Origin of the sequence: Cytobacillus kochii (assembly GCF_020171845.1) — a bacterium.
Classification (GTDB): Bacteria; Bacillota; Bacilli; order Bacillales; family Cytobacillaceae; genus Cytobacillus; species Cytobacillus kochii.
On sequence record NZ_JAIVAM010000007.1, the window covers coordinates 199,303 to 218,423 of the forward strand.

General features: G+C 36.4%; 14 protein-coding genes. 3 read left to right on the forward strand and 11 right to left on the reverse strand.

Annotated features, from left to right (window positions below):
• Positions 1-235 precede the first annotated feature (235 nt).
• The gene (locus LCM23_RS12130; protein ID WP_224937181.1) at positions 236-3,964 is read right to left on the reverse strand and encodes a GW dipeptide domain-containing protein; all 3,729 of its coding nucleotides are present in this window, start codon (positions 3,962-3,964) and stop codon (positions 236-238) included.
• Positions 3,965-4,171: 207 nt separating this feature from the next.
• Between LCM23_RS12130 and LCM23_RS12135 the strand changes: the two genes are divergently transcribed.
• Both LCM23_RS12135 and LCM23_RS12140 read left to right on the forward strand, forming a co-directional pair.
• Positions 4,172-4,354 (forward strand): hypothetical protein, encoded by a 183-nt coding sequence (locus LCM23_RS12135; protein ID WP_224937182.1) that lies wholly within the window; start codon positions 4,172-4,174, stop codon positions 4,352-4,354.
• 795 nt (positions 4,355-5,149) lie between these two features.
• Positions 5,150-6,877: a phospho-sugar mutase gene (locus tag LCM23_RS12140; protein ID WP_224937183.1), complete on the forward strand. Its 1,728-nt coding sequence runs from the start codon at positions 5,150-5,152 to the stop codon at positions 6,875-6,877.
• Between the two features lie 327 nt (positions 6,878-7,204).
• Here the strand turns inward: LCM23_RS12140 and LCM23_RS12145 are convergent, their stop codons facing one another.
• Positions 7,205-8,128, reverse strand: a complete 924-nt coding sequence (locus LCM23_RS12145; RefSeq protein ID WP_224937184.1) for an LCP family glycopolymer transferase — start codon at positions 8,126-8,128, stop codon at positions 7,205-7,207.
• A gap of 341 nt (positions 8,129-8,469) precedes the next feature.
• On the opposite strand from LCM23_RS12145, the gene LCM23_RS12150 reads away from it, so the two are divergent.
• Positions 8,470-8,958 (forward strand): sigma-70 family RNA polymerase sigma factor, encoded by a 489-nt coding sequence (locus tag LCM23_RS12150; protein ID WP_224937185.1) that lies wholly within the window; start codon positions 8,470-8,472, stop codon positions 8,956-8,958.
• Here LCM23_RS12150 and LCM23_RS12155 read toward each other — a convergent pair.
• The 9 genes from LCM23_RS12155 to LCM23_RS12195 form a co-directional block, all read right to left on the reverse strand.
• Positions 8,955-10,067, reverse strand: a complete 1,113-nt coding sequence (locus LCM23_RS12155) for a capsular polysaccharide export protein, LipB/KpsS family (RefSeq protein WP_224937186.1) — start codon at positions 10,065-10,067, stop codon at positions 8,955-8,957. The genes LCM23_RS12150 and LCM23_RS12155 overlap by 4 nt on opposite strands.
• Entirely contained in the window at positions 10,064-12,268 is a 2,205-nt protein-coding gene (locus LCM23_RS12160; protein ID WP_224937187.1) for a capsular polysaccharide export protein, LipB/KpsS family, read from the reverse strand. Before LCM23_RS12160 ends, LCM23_RS12155 begins: the two co-directional genes overlap by 4 nt.
• Before the next feature lie 20 nt (positions 12,269-12,288).
• On the reverse strand, positions 12,289-12,708 hold the full coding sequence (locus tag LCM23_RS12165; RefSeq protein WP_224937188.1) for an HIT family protein: 420 nt from the start codon (positions 12,706-12,708) through the stop codon (positions 12,289-12,291).
• Positions 12,709-12,720: 12 nt separating this feature from the next.
• Positions 12,721-13,242 carry a KdsC family phosphatase gene (locus LCM23_RS12170; RefSeq protein WP_224937189.1) on the reverse strand — a complete coding sequence of 174 codons (522 nt, stop codon included), beginning with the start codon at positions 13,240-13,242 and terminating at the stop codon, positions 12,721-12,723.
• Positions 13,243-13,253: 11 nt separating this feature from the next.
• Complete coding sequence (locus LCM23_RS12175) at positions 13,254-14,237, reverse strand: KpsF/GutQ family sugar-phosphate isomerase (protein WP_224937190.1); 984 nt, start codon at positions 14,235-14,237, stop codon at positions 13,254-13,256.
• Complete coding sequence (gene kdsA / locus LCM23_RS12180) at positions 14,200-15,081, reverse strand: 3-deoxy-8-phosphooctulonate synthase (RefSeq protein WP_224937191.1); 882 nt, start codon at positions 15,079-15,081, stop codon at positions 14,200-14,202. Before kdsA ends, LCM23_RS12175 begins: the two co-directional genes overlap by 38 nt.
• Positions 15,074-15,805, reverse strand: coding sequence for a 3-deoxy-manno-octulosonate cytidylyltransferase (gene kdsB / locus LCM23_RS12185; RefSeq protein WP_095371787.1), 732 nt, complete (start codon positions 15,803-15,805; stop codon positions 15,074-15,076). The genes kdsA and kdsB overlap by 8 nt, the downstream gene beginning before the upstream one ends.
• Complete coding sequence (locus tag LCM23_RS12190; protein ID WP_224937192.1) at positions 15,762-17,132, reverse strand: capsular polysaccharide export protein, LipB/KpsS family; 1,371 nt, start codon at positions 17,130-17,132, stop codon at positions 15,762-15,764. The genes kdsB and LCM23_RS12190 overlap by 44 nt, the downstream gene beginning before the upstream one ends.
• A 359-nt stretch (positions 17,133-17,491) precedes the next feature.
• Entirely contained in the window at positions 17,492-19,114 is a 1,623-nt protein-coding gene (locus tag LCM23_RS12195; RefSeq protein WP_224937193.1) for an amidohydrolase, read from the reverse strand.
• Between the last annotated feature and the right edge of the window lie 7 nt (positions 19,115-19,121).

Sequence of the window (19,121 nt, forward strand, 5' to 3'; positions counted from 1 at the left end):
AATAAAAATAGAATTTGCTAATTAGACAATTTTGATGCCAATATACATAAAAAAAAGTTTAGATTAATAATAAATCTATACCCAAAACTCATCAACGATTAATATCTTATCACAAAAATAGGTATTTTAGAATTTTAATCTAATCATCTTCATTGTCAAATAACTCCTTTTCTAGACACACAAAAGCCACCTTAACATCCGATTTGTTCGAATAGTTAAGATAGCTTAAATATAGTTATTTATACTTTGGAATATCTAGTATTATTATATAAGAATCTAGCATACTATATATCTCATACATTTTACTAGTTTGTTTAAATGCCCAACCAATATCTGTTGCATATTGGTGAGAAGCATAATTATTTCTTTCTGCAAAGGATGGATTCCATCTCATTTTATACAGTGTATCTTGACCTCTGTCAACATAGCCATTTCCAATAAATGCTGCACCACCAATTATTGCTGACTCAGGTGAAAACCACCCAGATTCATATGCATAAACCGATCCACATTCTAATGCACATGAATCTTTTGCTCCTATTCCAAACATATTATAAGTTTTTTTAATATTTGATAAGCTACTTTTATTTGAAGTTGTAACCATTTTAGCATTTCCGTTTCTATCAATTCCTACTTCAATCCCATTTGCTAAACTTGACTTACCATTTCCAGTTTCAAGTAAAGCATGAGAGATTAGATAAATTTCGTTAACATTATACATTTCCCCTGCTTCAATAAATAATTTTGCAGTGTTCGTAAGAATACCTTTGTTTGAAAGAACTTTAGTATTTACTTCATTTACATCAACATTTGCAGCAGTTGATAGTTTCAAAAATTGCAGCGAATTTTTTAAATCACCGATGAAATTATTAGAATTAAGATAATAGTTTAAATCAGCTTGATCTGGTGTAACCCATCCTGAAGTGTTATCTACGTGGTACCATGTATATCCATCTGTTCCCTTAACACTTGCGTGTAGAGTGACTACTTTACCATTACTAACCTTACCGCCTGATAAGAAAGATGTACCTGGTCCTCTTCTTAGATTCCAATTATCTCCTTCAATGACAGCTTTTCCATTCGCTATACTATTGGCCTTGAAGGCATCTTCTCTTATCCATAACTTATACCGTTTATCTGTCATGGGAGCAGCAGACATTTGAATTTTGGACATTCTGTCAAAACTTAAATTATAGTTGCTATATTCTTGAATAACTGTTTTGAGAGGTTTATCACTAAGAAAATTTTCATGTATCCACACGGCCTTACCATTCAATGAACCTCTATACCATATGTTACTACCGACTCTTTCTGTTTTGTTTACAGTAATTTTATCACCTTTGTACGATGCTAAACTGGAATATACTATATTTTTAGTACCACCCCATGTTTTATTATACGCAGTACCTGTACCTTTAATATAGAATGTTTTCGATAAGCTATCTAACCCTATATGAGGGTGACTCACTAGTTCTGTTGATTTCACCCAACCTATTACTCCTTGTTCACTACTTGGTTGTGTACTAATTAAATAATAAGTTTGGCCATTATATATAGCTTGCTTTTTCATATAGAATACTTCATTCGTATACTTGTCACCGGCTAAAACATATTTATTATTTACTAGATCAGTATATATTTTAACACTTTTGACAGATATTTGGCCTAATCTACTAATTACACTTTCATTCATTAAACTTAATGAACTGGAATGCATCCATACTTCTTTACCTTCTAAAGTACCTTGATACCAAATATTACTTCCTACTTTTTCCGCTTTCTTTACGGTAAACCCTAATCCCTTATAAGAAGATAGATTCCCTATAACAAGATCCTTCGTACTTCCCCACGCTTTACTATACGCTTTTCCATTGCCAGTGATAAAAAATTGTTTATCTTTACTATCTAACTCTTCATGCGGATGACTCATAAAGTCTGTTGATTTTACCCAACCAATAATTTCATCTGTACCATTTGGCTCTATACTAATAGAATAATAGGTATTTCCATTATAATCCGCCTTTTTCTTCAGAAAATAAACTTGACCAGTATATTGTTGCCCAGCTGTGATATATTTGTCTGATGATAAATCAGTATATATTTTGACTTTCTCATTATTAATTTGACCAACTCGACTTATTCTCTCTTCGTTTACTTTGACTAACGAACTCTCATGAACCCAAACTAATTTTCCATTTATCGTTCCTCTATACCATATGTTACTACCGACTCTTTCTGTTTTGTTTACAGTAATTTTATCACCTTTGTACGATGCTAAACTGGAATATACTATATTTTTAGTACCACCCCATGTTTTATTATACGCAGTACCTGTACCTTTAATATAGAATGTTTTCGATAAGCTATCTAACCCTATATGAGGGTGACTCACTAGTTCTGTTGATTTCACCCAACCTATTACTCCTTGTTCACTACTTGGTTGTGTACTAATTAAATAATAAGTTTGGCCATTATATATAGCTTGCTTTTTCATATAGAATACTTCATTCGTATACTTGTCACCGGCTAAAACATATTTATTATTTACTAGATCAGTATATATTTTAACACTTTTGACAGATATTTGGCCTAATCTACTAATTACACTTTCATTCATTAAACTTAATGAACTGGAATGCATCCATACTTCTTTACCTTCTAAAGTACCTTGATACCAAATATTACTTCCTACTTTTTCCGCTTTCTTTACGGTAAACCCTAATCCCTTATAAGAAGATAGATTCCCTATAACAAGATCCTTCGTACTTCCCCACGCTTTACTATACGCTTTTCCATTGCCATTTATAGAAAACTGCAGTTCTTTAGTTTCTAAGTCTTCGTGGGGGTGGCTTACCAAATCGGTCGATTTTATCCAGCCTATTATATTCCCAGTAGTGTTTGGCTGTGTGCTAATAGCATAATAAGTAAGACCTTTATAGCTAATCTTTCTCTTCATATAATAAACTTGATTAGAATATTTTTCTCCTGCTTCTATGTATGAACCCTCTACTATATTTGTGTATATTTTGGTTTTTTGATTCGTAATTTGCCCAATTCTATTTATATTATTTTCATTCAGTTCTATCACACTACTCGAATGTACCCATACTTCTTTACCTTCTAAAGTACCTTGATACCAAATATTACCTCCTACTTTTTCCGCTTTCTTTACGGTAAACCCTAATCCCTTATAAGAAGATAAATTTCCTATAACAAGATCCTTCGCACCACCCCAGGCTTTACTAAACGCTTTTCCATTACCATTTATGAAAAGCTGTTCCTCTTTACTTTCTATTTTTTCATACGGATGACTCATAAAATCAGATGATTTTACCCATCCTATTATATCGTTTGTATTATTTTGCTGAGTGCTAATAGAATAATAATAGATTCCCTTATAGCTTGCTTGTTTCGTAAGGAAAAAAACTTGATTAGCATATCTTTCTCCAGCCTCTATGTATGAGCCCTCTACTATATTTGTGTATATTTTAGTTTTTTGATTGGTTATTTGACCAAGTCTATTTATAACACTTTCGTTAACCACTTCTGAGACAATATTTTGGTTCAAGTTATCTCTTTTTAAGGGTGTAGACCGCTTTTCTTCGCTTACCTTAGAATGATCTACCTCAATGCTTTGATCAAGATTATCCTTTTCTTCTTTTTGACCCGCATCTATGTGTTCCTCTTCCTCTAATTCTTCAGCTTCTTCAGAAATATTATCTGAATATTCTCCACCTACATCAACCTTTTCATCACTTAACTTATCGTCTAAATCTCCTTGGCCTGAACTTTCTTTAACCTCACTTGCTTCATCTTCATTTATAAAAGATGACTTTTCATCTGTTGTCTTCTCTTCATTTATCTGAGAATCACCTACTGTTGTTTCTGTATTCGCAAAAATAACAGTAGGAATAACTTGATTAGCAATTAGGATAAATATCGCTATAATTATTATCTTTTTCATTTCAACCTCCAAATTAAATTAATTTTTGAATTACCTTTAGGCATTATCCCAAAATAAGATTAACAGGTATTACTTCTCATTAATATCGTCTAATTCACACATGCTTTTAGTACTAAATTCTTTTTTTACAAATAATATATTATTTGTAAAAAGTCACAAAAACTATTAATCATCTATAATGGATAACTTAAATTCGGGGAGATAAATATGGAAGCTAGTGATCCTAAGAAAACAAAAAAAAGAGATACTACAGGTAGTTTTTACTATGTTTATAATATTTTTAGGTGTTTACCATTCAATATATATAAAGATTTTAATCATTCCTTAGATGTTATCCAACAACCTTCAGAACAAAATGAAGAACCTAACAGAACTAAAAAGCACTTATAAAAAAGGATAAATCATTCTACGCCTTACTGCTGGGTGTGGTTGAAGGAGAAGGGGACAAAGAAAGGTTAGATACAAAGACTACAATTACAATTAACCCTTCAAAGACATCAACTTAAAATGCTAAGCATACCTAGTGTTACTAAGACTGATATTGTTGGAGAAATTTTGATGATAAAATTAATCATGCATACTCGTATAGAAATAAAGAAATGGTTTTGCCACAGTAGAAGTTTACTAGATATTCCTTATATCAAATTTAATATGGGAGGCGGTTTAAAGATATTGTGAATGCTGTTGGCGATGTATCTCTCTATAATAAATTCGAGTCACAATTAAATGAAGAGAATTTTACAATTGGTGAGATTAAATTATATGGTGACGAAGCACCGCCGAATGTAAAATAGACAAAGGGAAGTTATCCAAGCAGTTAGAGAAAAAAAGAGCAAATATACGATTATTATTAAGTAATTACGATAATATTTTGATGCACTTGATAAAAACATCCGTACAAATATAACCATAAAAGAAATGATTAACATTCAAAAAGATTATCTAGGTGCTATTAATAATACAGATCAATTAACTATATCTGGTAATTACCAAACCATAGATGGAGTTTGGTGCTTTATTGCTGATGAGAAAAATTTATCAAATCAATGGAAAAGATAAATAAAAATACTACTCACATCTTTAAAACATAAAATTATTTGTTTTGTTTAATGTTATTCAATATAATAATAACTTAAATAAAACAACCGCATTTTACACCTAGGTTATTTTCGGAGGTCTAAAAATATGAACTGGAAAGAAAAAACAACAATTTGGGCTGAATGTAGGCATTTAGATTTTGTACTGAAACAACAATTAATTGAGTTAACAAATAACGAGAAACAGTTAGAAGACGCCTTTTACAAAGATCTAGAATTCGGAACTGGCGGTATGAGGGGTATCATGGGACCAGGTACGAATCGTATGAATATATATACTGTCAGAAAAGCATCTACGGGATTGGGGAATTATATTCTTAAAAAAGGTGATGAAGCTAAAAGTCGTGGGGTTGTTATTGCTTATGATTCTAGATATATGTCTAGGGAATTTGCTTTTGAATCTGCTAAATCTTTAGCTTCTTTAGGAATTCAAACGTATGTTTTTGATAAACTTGCACCTACCCCAGAACTATCTTTTGCAGTGAGGTATTTAAATGCATTTGCAGGCATTGTCATCACAGCCAGTCATAACCCCCCAGAATATAATGGATATAAAGTATACGGGGAAGATGGTGCACAATTAACACCACAAATCGCAAACGAGGTTATTGAAGAAGTAACATTAATTAATAATGAATTAGCAATAACAGTTAAAAATGAAGAACTCTTGATAGCCGATGGACTCATCACTATTATAGGTGATCAAATAGATAGAGCATACATCGATAAGATTACTACTATATCCGAGAACCCTCACATTGGGAATGCGAGCGAAATATCTATTGTATATACGCCATTACATGGTACCGGAAATATACCTGTTCAAGCTGCATTACATGCATTAAATTATAAGCATGTTAAAGTAGTTAAAAAACAAGAGCTTCCAGATCCTAAGTTTCCAACTGTACAAAGCCCGAATCCAGAAGAGAAATCTGCGTTTGAGCATGCAATTGTTTTAGGTAAAAAAGAGCATGCAGATATTCTCATTGCAACTGATCCAGATGCTGATAGATTAGGCATTGCTGTTAAAGATAAAGATGGCAACTATAAATTATTAAACGGAAATCAAACTGGAGCTATCTTACTAGAATATATCCTTTCTCAAAAAAAAGACAAAGGTCAATTACCTGAAAATGGTATCATCCTAAAAACAATTGTTACTTCTGAACTTGGTCGAGCAATTGCACAAAAATACGGTGTAGCAACATCAGATGTATTAACAGGTTTTAAATATATCGCTGAAAAAATAAATGAGTATAATAGGGATAGTACCCATAGTTTTTTATTCGGTTATGAAGAAAGCTACGGATATTTAGTTGGTGATTTTGTACGTGATAAAGATGCTATACAAGCTGCCGTACTTTCAGTTGAAGCTGCTGCATTTTATAAACAGAAAGGGATGACTCTTTATGATGCATTGTTAAATATCTATGAGGAACAAGGATATTATCAAGAAGCATTAAAGTCATTAACTTTAAAAGGGAAAGAGGGGTCTAAAAAAATAGAATTAATCATGAACCAATTTAGACATTCGCCCCCTCAACTTTCAAATTTCACAGTAGTTTCTATAGAAGATTATCACACCAGTACAAAGAGAAATCCTTTAAACGGGGAAGAAGAAAAAATACAATTACCACAATCGAATGTACTTAAATACTTTTTACAAGATGGTTCTTGGATATGCCTTCGCCCATCTGGTACAGAACCGAAGATAAAATTTTATTTTGGTGTAAATAGTAATTCTATAGAAAATACAAAATTAAAAATAGCTGAAATCCAGTCACAATTCATGCAAATTGTTGATTCATATCTATAAGAAGGGGATTTGCAGTTAGTAAATGACCTCGGTATTGTAATGAGGTCATTTACTCTGACCCCATTACAGTATTTTTTCTCCAATTAAGCAGAAGACTAGTTGCTCCCTACCCAAAAAACGCATTAATACTAACTCAACAGCTCCCTAAATAAACTGACATATCTTAAACTTCTTCACCTTTTCTGAATAAGGAGCAGTTACCTTGGAGTACTTAATCAGAATTGAGTATAACTCATAGTGATAAATTACATATGTACAAAACTTCTAAGTTGTTATAAAGAGAGTCTATATTCCTTATGAAAAGGCTGATTGAATACGAACTCTTTTTTATATATCTAAGTGTGATTTCAATTCTTCTTGTACTTTTAATTGCTCTTCATTTGAAACGATTAAATACCAAACATCATTGATACGCTGACCATTGCCGGATATGGTTAGCTGGTCAATTTTTCCGACTGCATTTTTATAATTTTTTTGGATATCACGCATTTCATTGAAAGACAAGTTCGTTCTAACATTCTTACCTAACGCATCTAAGATGTCATCATAGTTTGTGAGTGTGTTAAGGCTCATCCCTTTTTTAATGACTCCTTGAATCACTTGACGCTGACGGTCTTGACGACCGAAGTCACCGTTTGGATCTTCTTTTCTCATACTGACATAGGATAATGCTTCGTCGCCATTTAAGGTGTTTGCCCCTTCTGTAAAGGAAGAATTCCCTTGTTCAAATGAGAGGGAACTGTTAACTGTAATGCCTCCAACCGCATCAACAATATCTTTAAATCCTTCCATATTTACCTTGATATAATAATCAATTGGGATATCAAGGAAGTTTTCCACCGTGGCCATCGCCATTTCCTCATTGCCGAACGCATAAGCATGATTAATCTTATCATCAAAGCCCTTACCGACAATTTCTGTACGTGTATCTCTTGGGATGCTTAACATTTTCATTGATTGGTCATTTGGATTAACAGTGATAACAATGATTGTATCTGAACGCCCTTTGTCTCCGCTTCTTTCATCTACTCCGAGCATTAAAACAGAAAATGGCTCTTGTTCAGTCAGTGTAAGCTCCTGCTCTCTTTTCTCTGTTTTATACTTGATTGGTTGATGCATCGTTTCTACAGCCCCTGAAACAGAACGATAGACCATAAACCCATAGATGCCAACTGCAATGACCAATAACAGGACAATAGAACCAGTTATTTTTAACCATAACGGCTTCTTTTTCTTAGGTTGGCTACGCATTTCTTTTCCCCCATACAAGTGTTAATTTGATTGATATATGTTATAGAATACCAAATTATTAGTTCCATGGATATAAAATTATACAAATATGACAGTATTGCGCATTTATATATTGAATAATCAGTAATTAAATATTAGTTGTTTTTATAAAAAAATGAAGAAATTGATAATTCGTGGAGTTTTATCAATTCTTTTACATCTTTTTTTCCTAAATTTAGTTTATTTTTAATAATTTCAGTTTATGTAAATTCCCCTTCCATATCTTAAACTACCCCTACCTAGGAAAAAACCGGTAAGCGCGCTTCCTTTAAGGATGATAGAGAGTGCAGGAGTTTGAGGTTGTGCTTAAGTCGTATGAGCCAATGATTTTTAAGATTATGAGGAGTTTGGGGATTTATCGGGAGAAAGAGGAATATTATCAGGTGGGTGTGATTGCTTTGTGGGAGGCTTGGGAGCGATATGATGAAGGGTTGGGAAAGCCTTTTATTAGTTATGCTTATGCTTGTGTGAAGGGGAAATTGTTGAATGAGTTGAAGCGGTCGATTAACTACGCAGAGCGGTGGGTAGTGGCTGAGGAAGAGTTTTGGTTATTGGTGGTTGGTGATGAAACGAGTGATGATTCTACTGTAGAGCTTGAGTTTTTGCGGGTTTGTCGAGGATGTTTGACGGAGAAGCAGTTTAAGTGGGTATGGTATACACTCATGTATGATCACTCGATTCGAGAGATTGCCATTAAAGAGGGGGTGTCTATTTCTGCTGTGAAGCAGTGGCGGGAAGGGGCACGGAGATCCTTAAGGAAGAAGATGGGGCGAGAAGGAACGCGCCATTAAGTGTGAACGGGAGCATTCCTTTCTTCATTAATTAATTGGATTGTCTCTTCTAGAGTGATAGGTTCTTTGGTATTCGGGTTCATATATTTGGGATAAAGTAAATAGGCGGCAGCGAATACTTCTACAAGTGTGCGTTGCCTTCTTCTTCTGGCTACCATTTGACGATCATCTGTTAAGCCCCAGTTGGAGTAAAAAGGGGCTCCGACTGTTGTAACGGGAATGCCTCGCATGAGTGCTTCGAAACCGGATAAAGAAGTAATGGTATAAACATGGTCAACGGTTTTAAGTGAATCATGCAAGCTAATTGGTTCGCTGACAATCTGTGCTAGATGCGTGACGTCTTTTGGATTGGATTGCAGCGGTCTTTTACCAGATAATACGTCAGGATGCGGCTTATATATAATTTGCGCATGAGGATTTTCCTCCCTAGCTAAGCGGACCAAGTCATTGTTCGTCCAACGTGTAGCTGCTCCCATCATAATCGAAGCGTCATCTTCTACTTGTCCAATGACTAATATCCGCTTGTTCGCTTTCCTGCCGTAGACTACATTCACATCTTTAGTTGAAAGATGGTTATATTTACTTAAGCCGTTTTCTTTTATTTCTTCTATGATGCGCGCTGCACGATCTAAGATATCTTGGTCAAAATGATGATGATTCAGTAAATGCTCTAAGTCACTTGGTTGTGTACTATCATAATAAATACCTGTCTTGTCTATGCATAAGGAGTATGGCAATGTATGCAGCGCCCCTAAACCAACAGAGCGGACAAAGCCGTCCTCCACACGATATATGGGAACTTGATAGGCTTCGGCTATATCTTCTAGCTGTACATGTTGTTTAGATCCCCATATTAAGAACACTTTTTCCCTTTTTACACGGAGCAACCTGTGTAAAAAAACAGTAGTAAAAGTATGGGGGATAAAAATAATCTCATATTCACGAAAAAATTCCTTCACACACTCTTGTTTCCAATGGGAAAAGTAAAATGCTAACGCGATCGGTTTTGTTCCACTATTCCTTTTCACTTGGCGAACGCTTTGTGTATATTTTCGTAGCTCTTTTACTTTCCTAACACCTTTCTTTGCTAATACTCGCCATTTGTTCACTGTAGGACACCTTCTACGATGTAGGATTTAAGCATATCCTTGTCTTTACTGTTGCCTGAGTATAGGATTTGTTCCTCGGCTATTTTCTCTCCTGTTTGTTGAACGATCCAGAAGAGTAATAATTCACGATCGCTTGGTTTTCTGCCGAGTTGATTGACTAACTCACGATACAAACCTTGTGGGTAAGATTCTAGCTTCACACCTCGTTCTATCAATGTACGCATATTATCTGAGCCATGGGGATAGCGATGAATAAGGCCCGGCTCATTACATAATAATAATTCCACCTGTGATAAGTTCACCTGCTCATGCAATTCGGGATGAATGGCACTAAACATAACGAATGAACGGTTCCGATCAACCAATGAAAAGGTTGGTTTTGTGACAAAGATGAGGGTATCAAATTTTTGGCAGAAATGATGCACCGCCTCTTGTGATGTCGCTTCTAGTATAATACCTATCTTTTTTGGAGTGGTCAGCAGTTGTTGAAACTGGCCTTCTGATTGAATCAATTGATTGACAACCACTTTTTCACTATAAGTAGAGGCGTTTAGTTGATCGAAATCAAAATTGACTGCCAAAGAAAGATAAGGCACCTCTATTGGTTCTATTTGTTTCTCCCGTAAAAGCCGTTTCGCCTTATAGGGGTGACCGCAATGATTAAGGATAGCTGCAAACTGCATGATATCTTCTTTAGAAAAATCTACATCCAACATTTTTAATGTCTCTTCTGTTGCTTGTAATAACCTATCTGATGGGCCTTCAATCTTCCATAGTAATCTGATTAAAGCAAGCATTTGTCGCTTAGATTTTTTTTCTACTTTTAATAAGGAGATAAGTGCTGCTTCATAATGCCCAAGACCGGCATGAGCAATGCCCTTTTCGCAATATAGAGAGTCAGGTAAGCTGTTCTGTCGCTGCTTTTCTTCTATTAGCCGCAGGGATTTTTCGTATTGTCTCGCATCATTTAGGAGTTCAATATACACTTGCTCTCTTCTAGGTTGATAAACTAAACTTAATGCTTGTTTATATAATTGTTCAGCTTCAGAAAAGGCAAGTGCTTGTCTTTTCTTATCACCCTCTAGCTCCATACTCTCTGCACGTTGTCTAATTAAGATTTTCATTGCTTCTTCAAGTTGAATATGTTCACCGGTATCTGGGTTCATATACCGCGGATACACAAGATAGCTAATCGCAAATAACTCGTCAATCGTACGCTTCCGTTGCCTTCTAGCGTTTGGCTGCCTATCTGTTGTTAAGCCCCAGCCTGCATAAAACGGCGATCCGTAACAAGTAACTGGTATACCGCGAATAAGGGCCTCGAAGCCAACGAGAGAAGTCATCGTGTATACATGATCAATCGTCTGGAGCGCATCAACGATACCAAGCGGTTCAGTTACAACTTTCGCCACATCGGTCACATCCATTGGATTAGAAAATGCTTTGCGATATCCGCCAAGAACATCGGGATGTGGCTTATAAATGATTTCACATTTTGGATGCTCTTTTGCAGCTGCACGAACGAGATCATTATTGGTCATTTTCGCTTCTAGTCCATATTGGATGGATGCGTCATCTTCTACTTGCCCTATAACTAAAATTCTCTTTGACTTTTTCTCACCATAAATCTTTTGGATATCAGTTTGCGCCGTATGGTTATATTTTGATACGCCCTGTTGAATAAGCTGTAGCCGACATTCTCTTGCACGCTGCAGCATTTCTCCTGATACCTCGTAAGTATTTAATAATTCTTCTAAATCTGATGGTTGCCGAGCATTGAAATAAAGGGTCTTTGAATCAACAGCAATGGATAGAGGAAACGTATGGGCTGCACCTAAGCCTACTGAGCGGACAAAACCATCTTCCACACGAAGGACTTTAATACCTTTCTTAGCTGCATAAGCAGTTAGCCCTTCAGGTTCTTTGAATCCCCAGACGATAAATACTACCTGAGAAGCCTTTTTGATGAAAGGTTGCAATCTTTTTAAATCCCCTTGGCCAAAAACAAACGCGGTGCGATATTCTGAGAAAAATTTGCTGCTATGTTCCCTTTTCCAAGGATTAAAGCCGAACATAAAGGCGACAGGCACTGCCTCAGTTTTGCTCCAATTCTCTCCCATTTCAATAAATGGCTTTTGTTCGTTCCCTTTTTTCAGTGAAAGTTGTTTTAAACCTTTTTTTATTGTCTTTTTCCAACCCATACGTACAATACCTCCTTCCTTTATACATGTACGAAATGTGTTTTCAATCCTTTGACCCAATCCATTTCCTTTAGAGATACGGATGGGACTCCTCCAATGACCTCAGAAATAAATGGCAGCCCCCGCTTAGCACTACCTTCTAGTCGTGGGATAAGATGAAAATGAAGATGCCGTACAAGCTCATTCATTGAAGTCATATATAAACGTTCACTGCCAATTATTTCTTTCAATGCGCTTTCAACCACTTTGACGATATGAAAAAAATCATGCTGTTCTGCCTCGTTTAAATCGTGCCACTGTTCAATATGTCTCTTCGTTTCCAAGTGTAAATAGCCTAATGCAGTCCTTGATTCAACCGCAACAAGCATCCACCGATCATTACTGTAAATTACTTCACGCTTATGAGTGAACTGTTTTTCACAAATTTCACAGCTATTCAAGAGAAACACTCCTTACTGTCTGACCGCCTGTTGGTTAAGAAAATCCTTTACAAGTGCCGCGTAATCAAAACTTTGACGAAGAATGGATTCAATAATCTCCCGCACTGCGCCATTACCGCCCATCCGTTCCGCAACGATTTCCGCTTCTTGCTTCACTTCCTCCATCGCGTTTGCTGGACATGCAGCTAACCCGACCATATTCATTGCTTCTATATCATTCAGATCATCACCGATATAACACATTTGATTCACATCAATATCTAATTCACCCGCTAATTGTAAAAGGGCGGATACTTTATCTTTCACACCTTGCTGCACATGGTTGATGTTCAGTTCCTCAGCTCGTTTCTCAACTGCCGCAGATCGTCTGCCTGTTATAATCGCGACCTCTATCCCAACAAACTTCGCTAGGCTAATTCCCATGCCATCATGTACATGAAATGCCTTTACTTCTTCACCACTGCTTGATAACAAGAGTTTGCCATCGGTTAACACACCATCAACATCTAACACGATTAAGCGAATATTTTTCATCAGTGTGCCTCCTACAACCCAAGATGCATAAGGTCATGAATATGAATCATACCAGTGGGCTCATGTTTGTCATTGACAATCGGCAGCACATTTACTTTATGCTGCTCCATTAATGTCTTCGCTTCAGAAGCAAGGTGATTTTCTGATAGAAAATAGGGTTGTGGATTACAATATTGAAGGACTTGTTCTTCAAGTATTGTATTCGTCATCGCAAATGCTCTTCGAATATCACCATCTGTTAAAATACCGAATAATTCATTTTTCTCTGTGACTACACTGATCGCGCCCATTCCTTGTAAAGTCATAGAGAATAGTGCCTCTTGAACGGTTGCATGTGTAGCAATAATCGGGTTTTTGCGGGTATTAGCGACCACATCAGCTGTTTTAAGTAATAATCTTCTACCTAATGAGCCTGCCGGATGAAAGACTGCAAAATCTTCTGGCTGAAAGTTTCTTGCTTCTAGTAAGGCAATGGCTAAGGCATCTCCTAAAGCTAAAGTGACCGTCGTGCTTGTTGTAGGAGCTAAACCATGTGGGCAGGCTTCTTCTACATTGCCTATACAAAGGACGATCTCTGACTTTCTAGCCAATGTCGATAATGGGTTTTTCACAATACTAATCATTTTCGCACCGATTCTTTTTATGGATGGAATGAGCTGTAATACTTCTTCCGATTCCCCACTATTTGATATCGCTATCACTACATCCTTAGCCGTAACCATTCCTAAATCTCCATGTAAGCCTTCCGATGGATGAAGGAAAATAGAAGGTGTACCTGTACTCGCCATAGTAGCATTGATTTTTCTGGCAATTATGCCTGATTTGCCTATGCCTGTAATAACCACTCTTCCTTCACATTGGAGAATCATGGCAATCGCCTCATTGATATGTGGACCGACTTGATCTTTTAACTGCATAATAGCTGTTGCTTCTTTTTCCAATACAGAAATCACGTGATTAGTATAATCCAGCTGGTTCGTTTTCATATTCAGCATGCTCATTCCCTCCTGCATAGGATGATGCTTTTAATAAACAATCCATGGCTACAATCGGTTTTAATATTTGTTCTACATCACTTAATTTCACCATATTCGGTCCATCAGATAACGCTTTTTCAGGGTTAGGGTGAACCTCCATAAAAATAGCGTCGACGCCAACTGCTGCTGCGGCACGAGATAAGTAAGGAACAAATTCACGCTTCCCTCCTGTACTTGTACCATTGCCTCCTGGGATTTGCACACTATGTGTGGCATCAAATACAACTGGTGCCATTTCTCTCATCATTGGTAATGAACGCATATCAACAACTAAATTGTTATAGCCAAATGTTGAGCCTCTTTCTGTAAGTAATATTCGCTCATTCCCTGCTTCCTTTAACTTTGTCACAACATTGTTCATGTCAGTAGGAGAGAGGAATTGACCCTTTTTCACATTGATGACTTTTCCTGTTTTGGCTGCAGCAGTAAGCAAGTCTGTTTGTCTACAAAGAAAGGCTGGGATTTGGATAATATCCAGTACTTGACTAGCCAAAGCCGCTTGGCTAGGCTCATGAATATCTGATAACACAGGAATGCGGAAGGCATCCTTCACATTTGCTAGCATGTTTAATCCCGCTTGAAGTCCAGGCCCTCTTTCGGAAAATATAGATGATCGATTCGCTTTATCAAATGACCCTTTGAAGATAAATGGAATGCCTAAATGAGAGGTAATTTCTTTTAATCTTGCCGCTGTCTCCATCACTACTTCTTTGCTTTCTAACATGCATGGTCCGGCAATCAATACAAAAGGACGCTCACCGCCAAATACGATTTCATCATTTAATCTGACTGTTTTAGACATACTGTTTTCCCCCTAGAATCTCTTCTATTTTTTGAATATCTTCCTTTGTGTCTACACCATGGAACGGGTCATCTGTTGCAATCATTTTAATCAGGATATTATTTTCTATCAGTCTTAGTTGCTCAAGCATTTCTGCTTGTTCAAGCGGTGTTTGTGGGAGCATAACGAATCTCATTAATATTTCACGTGGATAACCATAGACACCAATATGTTTAAAATAATCGGTTTTCTCGCCTCTTTGAAAAGGAATCGGTGCTCTCGAAAAGTAGAGTGCCTCATTTTGCTCATTTGTAACGACTTTTACCACATTTGGGTCCGTGATATCTTCAGGGCGATTAATTTTTTTCATAGCGGTGATTACAGCCCTATTTTGCTGTTTTCGAGAGGTACGAACCATCTCATTAATCAGTGTAGGCTGGATGAGGGGCTCATCTCCTTGAATATTAATGAAAAAGTCACCTTCTATATTGGATGCTACTTCAGCCATACGGTCAGAGCCCGTTTCATGGGCGGCGCTTGTTAATATCGCCTCACCCCCGATTGATTCTACTACTCGTTTAATTTCTTCGTGATCAGTAGCGACAATGACGCGTTCTAATTCTTCCGATTGGCACACTTGGCGATATACCCGTTCAATCATTGGTACACCAGCAATAAGTGCAAGTGGTTTACCTGGGAATCTAGTCGATGCGTACCTTGCGGGAATGATTCCAATCGCTTTCATCCAATACACCTCTCTCATAATCTTCTAATCTATTTGCTAAATTCTTTGCTGTTTGTTTATTAGGTCGATTGAGTACACCTTCTGTTTGGTAATGAAATCGTAAATAATAGAGAAATTTTTCAATTTTATCTATAGATAAAGGGGTCGATAATGACTTTTGCAAACTTTGATATAAAAGATCTGGATGCGGACATCTTTCCACTAGCGGGTCAATATTGTATAAGGCATCTCCTAATGTAATCACCTTTTTGTAATGAGCAAGCGCTTCTATTCCGACTGTTGAATTGACCGTCACCACAGCTAAGCTAGCCTTCAAAAGCTTGTCCATCCGATATTTTTGAACAAATTGTACATTTGTATATTTGTTCTTTAATGATTGATAGTTTTGTCTTGATAAGTCTTCAGGATGTTCCTTTACAATGACTTTGATTTGCCTGTGATACGTCTGGTTATATTGTTCCACCGCTTTTAAAGTAATTTCTAGTAATTGCTCCATTGATTGAATATGTGGTGAATGATAAAAAATTTGCGTATCACGAGACACTTGAAACGGGAGAAAGATATATTCACCCCGCAAGTCAACCTCATCTTCCTTTCTTCGGCTATACCATTTCTTATGAACGAAATATTTGAGTCCTTGCCAGAAATTAATATGAGCAAAATAGTTAGGGTGGATACGCAAAAGTGACCCTGCCATTGATAATAGTTTTGCTGAAGCAACCTTCACTAGATTTTCCCTCTTTAGGTGCTTAAGTGATTCTTCCTCCGGGCGAAACATAAATTTCATTAGACGCGGACGGTCGACCTCCATATCCTGATAGAAGGAGAAGTCTCTCGGGACGCTCGAACAGGCATTAATCCCATTCGGATCACACGTAATCGTATATGGCCTGAACAGCCCATCTTCAAAGAAATACGTCCGCAAACCCTTCTTCTTTGCTAAATAACGGCATATTTGGTCAATCCAGTGATAGCCATTAAACAAGCAAATTACTTCTATGTTGTACTTATCAATCAGGTGATCTAGTGCTGCCATGTACCGCTTATACATCCTAAGCTCACTTAGCGGGATTTCCTTTTGCAGTACCCTTTTTGTAAAAGTAATATTATATATCTGTAGATCCATTAACTCCTTGTCACTAATCGGGTATTCCTCTTTCGCCACATGATTTGGTAAAAAAACGGTTGGAATGGTCGTTTTCATTAGTAACTCATTTAATTCAAGCTGTATTAAATGAACTTGATGACCTTTTCGCTCCAACTCAGCCCCAATATCATGAAAAAGCCTCTTATTGCGGTTGCCTCGAATAAACATGAAATGAGCCATTAGCATCCTCCAAATTCATCGGCTGTATTTAACGCTTTATTTGCCTAGAGTGTATCATGACAATCGCCGGAAAATGATGGATTTACCGATTATTTACAAACCATTTAATAGACATTTACATTTGTTAGAAAATTTTCATAATAGTTAATAGAGGGTTTACAATTAAACTAAAAACGAAAGAGGTACGTTTGTTAGTGGAAATATAATGTGCTTTCCCCACACGACTCGCTATTGGCGACATCATATAAAAAATATTCAATATAATAAGTTTCACATAATAAAAAAAGCCTAGAATGTATTTAAATACACTTCTGGCTTTTATCGCATTAAAGATATTTTACTATTCTTCTATTTTTTTCCTAAAGCACCTTTTGCGGGCAAGAATAAACAAACTCACCATTTATCATCGTTTTTTCAACAAACATATCTTTGATTTGATTAATAGGTTTGTTTAGTATACTTTCATTTAGAATCGTTAGGTCAGCCAATTTTCCAGTCTCTATACTTCCTTTTATATTTTCTTCAAAACTAGCATAAGCACCGTTCCATGTATAAGCTCTAATTGCATCCAATACTCCTATAGACTGCTCATCACCGATAGGATTACCACTGCTAGATTTTCGATTAACTGCTGAATGAATTCCCAGTAATGGATCCAAATCAATGACTGGAGTGTCAGAACCAAAAGCTATAATAATACCTTTATCCAAATAGTCTTTGGCAGGATACATGACATTTACACGATCTCCATAATATTCCTTGTAATGATCACCGTTCACGTAAATAAATCCTGGGTTAGGGATAGGAATAACTCCTAGATTCTTTATTCGTTCCTGTAAATCAGGTGCAGCAATACCCGCATGTTCAATTCGATGGCGATGATTCTCTCGCGGATTCTTTTTTAGTGCCTCTTCAATACAATTTAATACCATCTCAATTGCTTTATCACCTTGAGCATGAGCAGTTATTTGAAAACCGTTATCATGTGCTTCACCTAATATACGGTTTAACTCCTCTTGCTCATAATATATCACACCGAAATCTTTAGGGTTATGCGTGTAACCTTCTCTTGTGGCAATAGTTGGACCAGTACTGCTACCGTCAGTAAACAGCTTTGCAGGTCCGATTCTAAATCGATTATCCCCTTGACCACTAAACTTACCTTCATTAATCATATTCCTCACGAAATCATGTGAATTTGTTAATGACCCTACTATGGCATAAACCCTAACCTTTACCTTATTTTCATTGACGGCTTCCTGCATCATTCGCATCGTTTCGCCGCCATCTCCATAAGCTCCAGCATCATGTACACTTGTTATGCCATATTTAACAAAATCATCAGATGCCAAAGCCATTCCTTCTTTTAGTTCTTCACTAGAGTACGCTGCATGTTCAAATAATTGCATATGGGCATTTTCAATTAACTTACCTGTCAACAATCCTAAACAATCTCTTTCTAGGATTCCTCCATCAGGGTTCTTTGTATGTTCATTAATCCCTGCAATCTCTAAAGCTTTACTATTTGCAATTGAAGTATGATTACAGGTTCTAATAATAACAATAGGATGTTCAGTCGATATTTGATCTAATTCTTGCTTTGTTGGAAAACGCTTCTCTAATAAAGCGTCTTCCTTAAACCCCCATGCACGTACCCACTCACCTTTTGGAGTCTCTTGACATTTCTTTTTCAAATCTTTAAATATATCATTTAGGGATTTTATATGAGAAGCTTTACAACTAACACTAAGCAAATTCGTCCCGTAGATTGTTAGATGAAGATGAGCATCAATAAACCCTGGCAAAAGTGTTCTTCCTTCAAGGTTTATTAATTTCGTTTGATCAGATATGAAAGAACTCATTTCAGAATTCTTGCCAACTGCAATTATTTTATTACTTTTAATCGCTACCGCTTCATCAATTCTATTGTTCTCATCCATTGTCAGTACTTCACCATTTGTCATTACGATATCTGCTATCATATTTACC

Coding starts and splice junctions, on each gene's coding strand:
- kdsB (WP_095371787.1), bottom strand. CDS start 15,805: ATGAAAGCGATTGGAATCATTCCCGCAAGGTACGCATCGACTAGATTC.
- LCM23_RS12175 (WP_224937190.1), bottom strand. CDS start 14,237: ATGCTGAATATGAAAACGAACCAGCTGGATTATACTAATCACGTGATT.
- LCM23_RS12190 (WP_224937192.1), bottom strand. CDS start 17,132: ATGGCTCATTTCATGTTTATTCGAGGCAACCGCAATAAGAGGCTTTTT.
- LCM23_RS12140 (WP_224937183.1), top strand. CDS start 5,150: ATGAACTGGAAAGAAAAAACAACAATTTGGGCTGAATGTAGGCATTTA.
- LCM23_RS12160 (WP_224937187.1), bottom strand. CDS start 12,268: ATGGGTTGGAAAAAGACAATAAAAAAAGGTTTAAAACAACTTTCACTG.
- LCM23_RS12130 (WP_224937181.1), bottom strand. CDS start 3,964: ATGAAAAAGATAATAATTATAGCGATATTTATCCTAATTGCTAATCAA.
- kdsA (WP_224937191.1), bottom strand. CDS start 15,081: ATGTCTAAAACAGTCAGATTAAATGATGAAATCGTATTTGGCGGTGAG.
- LCM23_RS12145 (WP_224937184.1), bottom strand. CDS start 8,128: ATGCGTAGCCAACCTAAGAAAAAGAAGCCGTTATGGTTAAAAATAACT.
- LCM23_RS12170 (WP_224937189.1), bottom strand. CDS start 13,242: ATGAAAAATATTCGCTTAATCGTGTTAGATGTTGATGGTGTGTTAACC.
- LCM23_RS12135 (WP_224937182.1), top strand. CDS start 4,172: ATGGAAGCTAGTGATCCTAAGAAAACAAAAAAAAGAGATACTACAGGT.
- LCM23_RS12195 (WP_224937193.1), bottom strand. CDS start 19,114: ATGATAGCAGATATCGTAATGACAAATGGTGAAGTACTGACAATGGAT.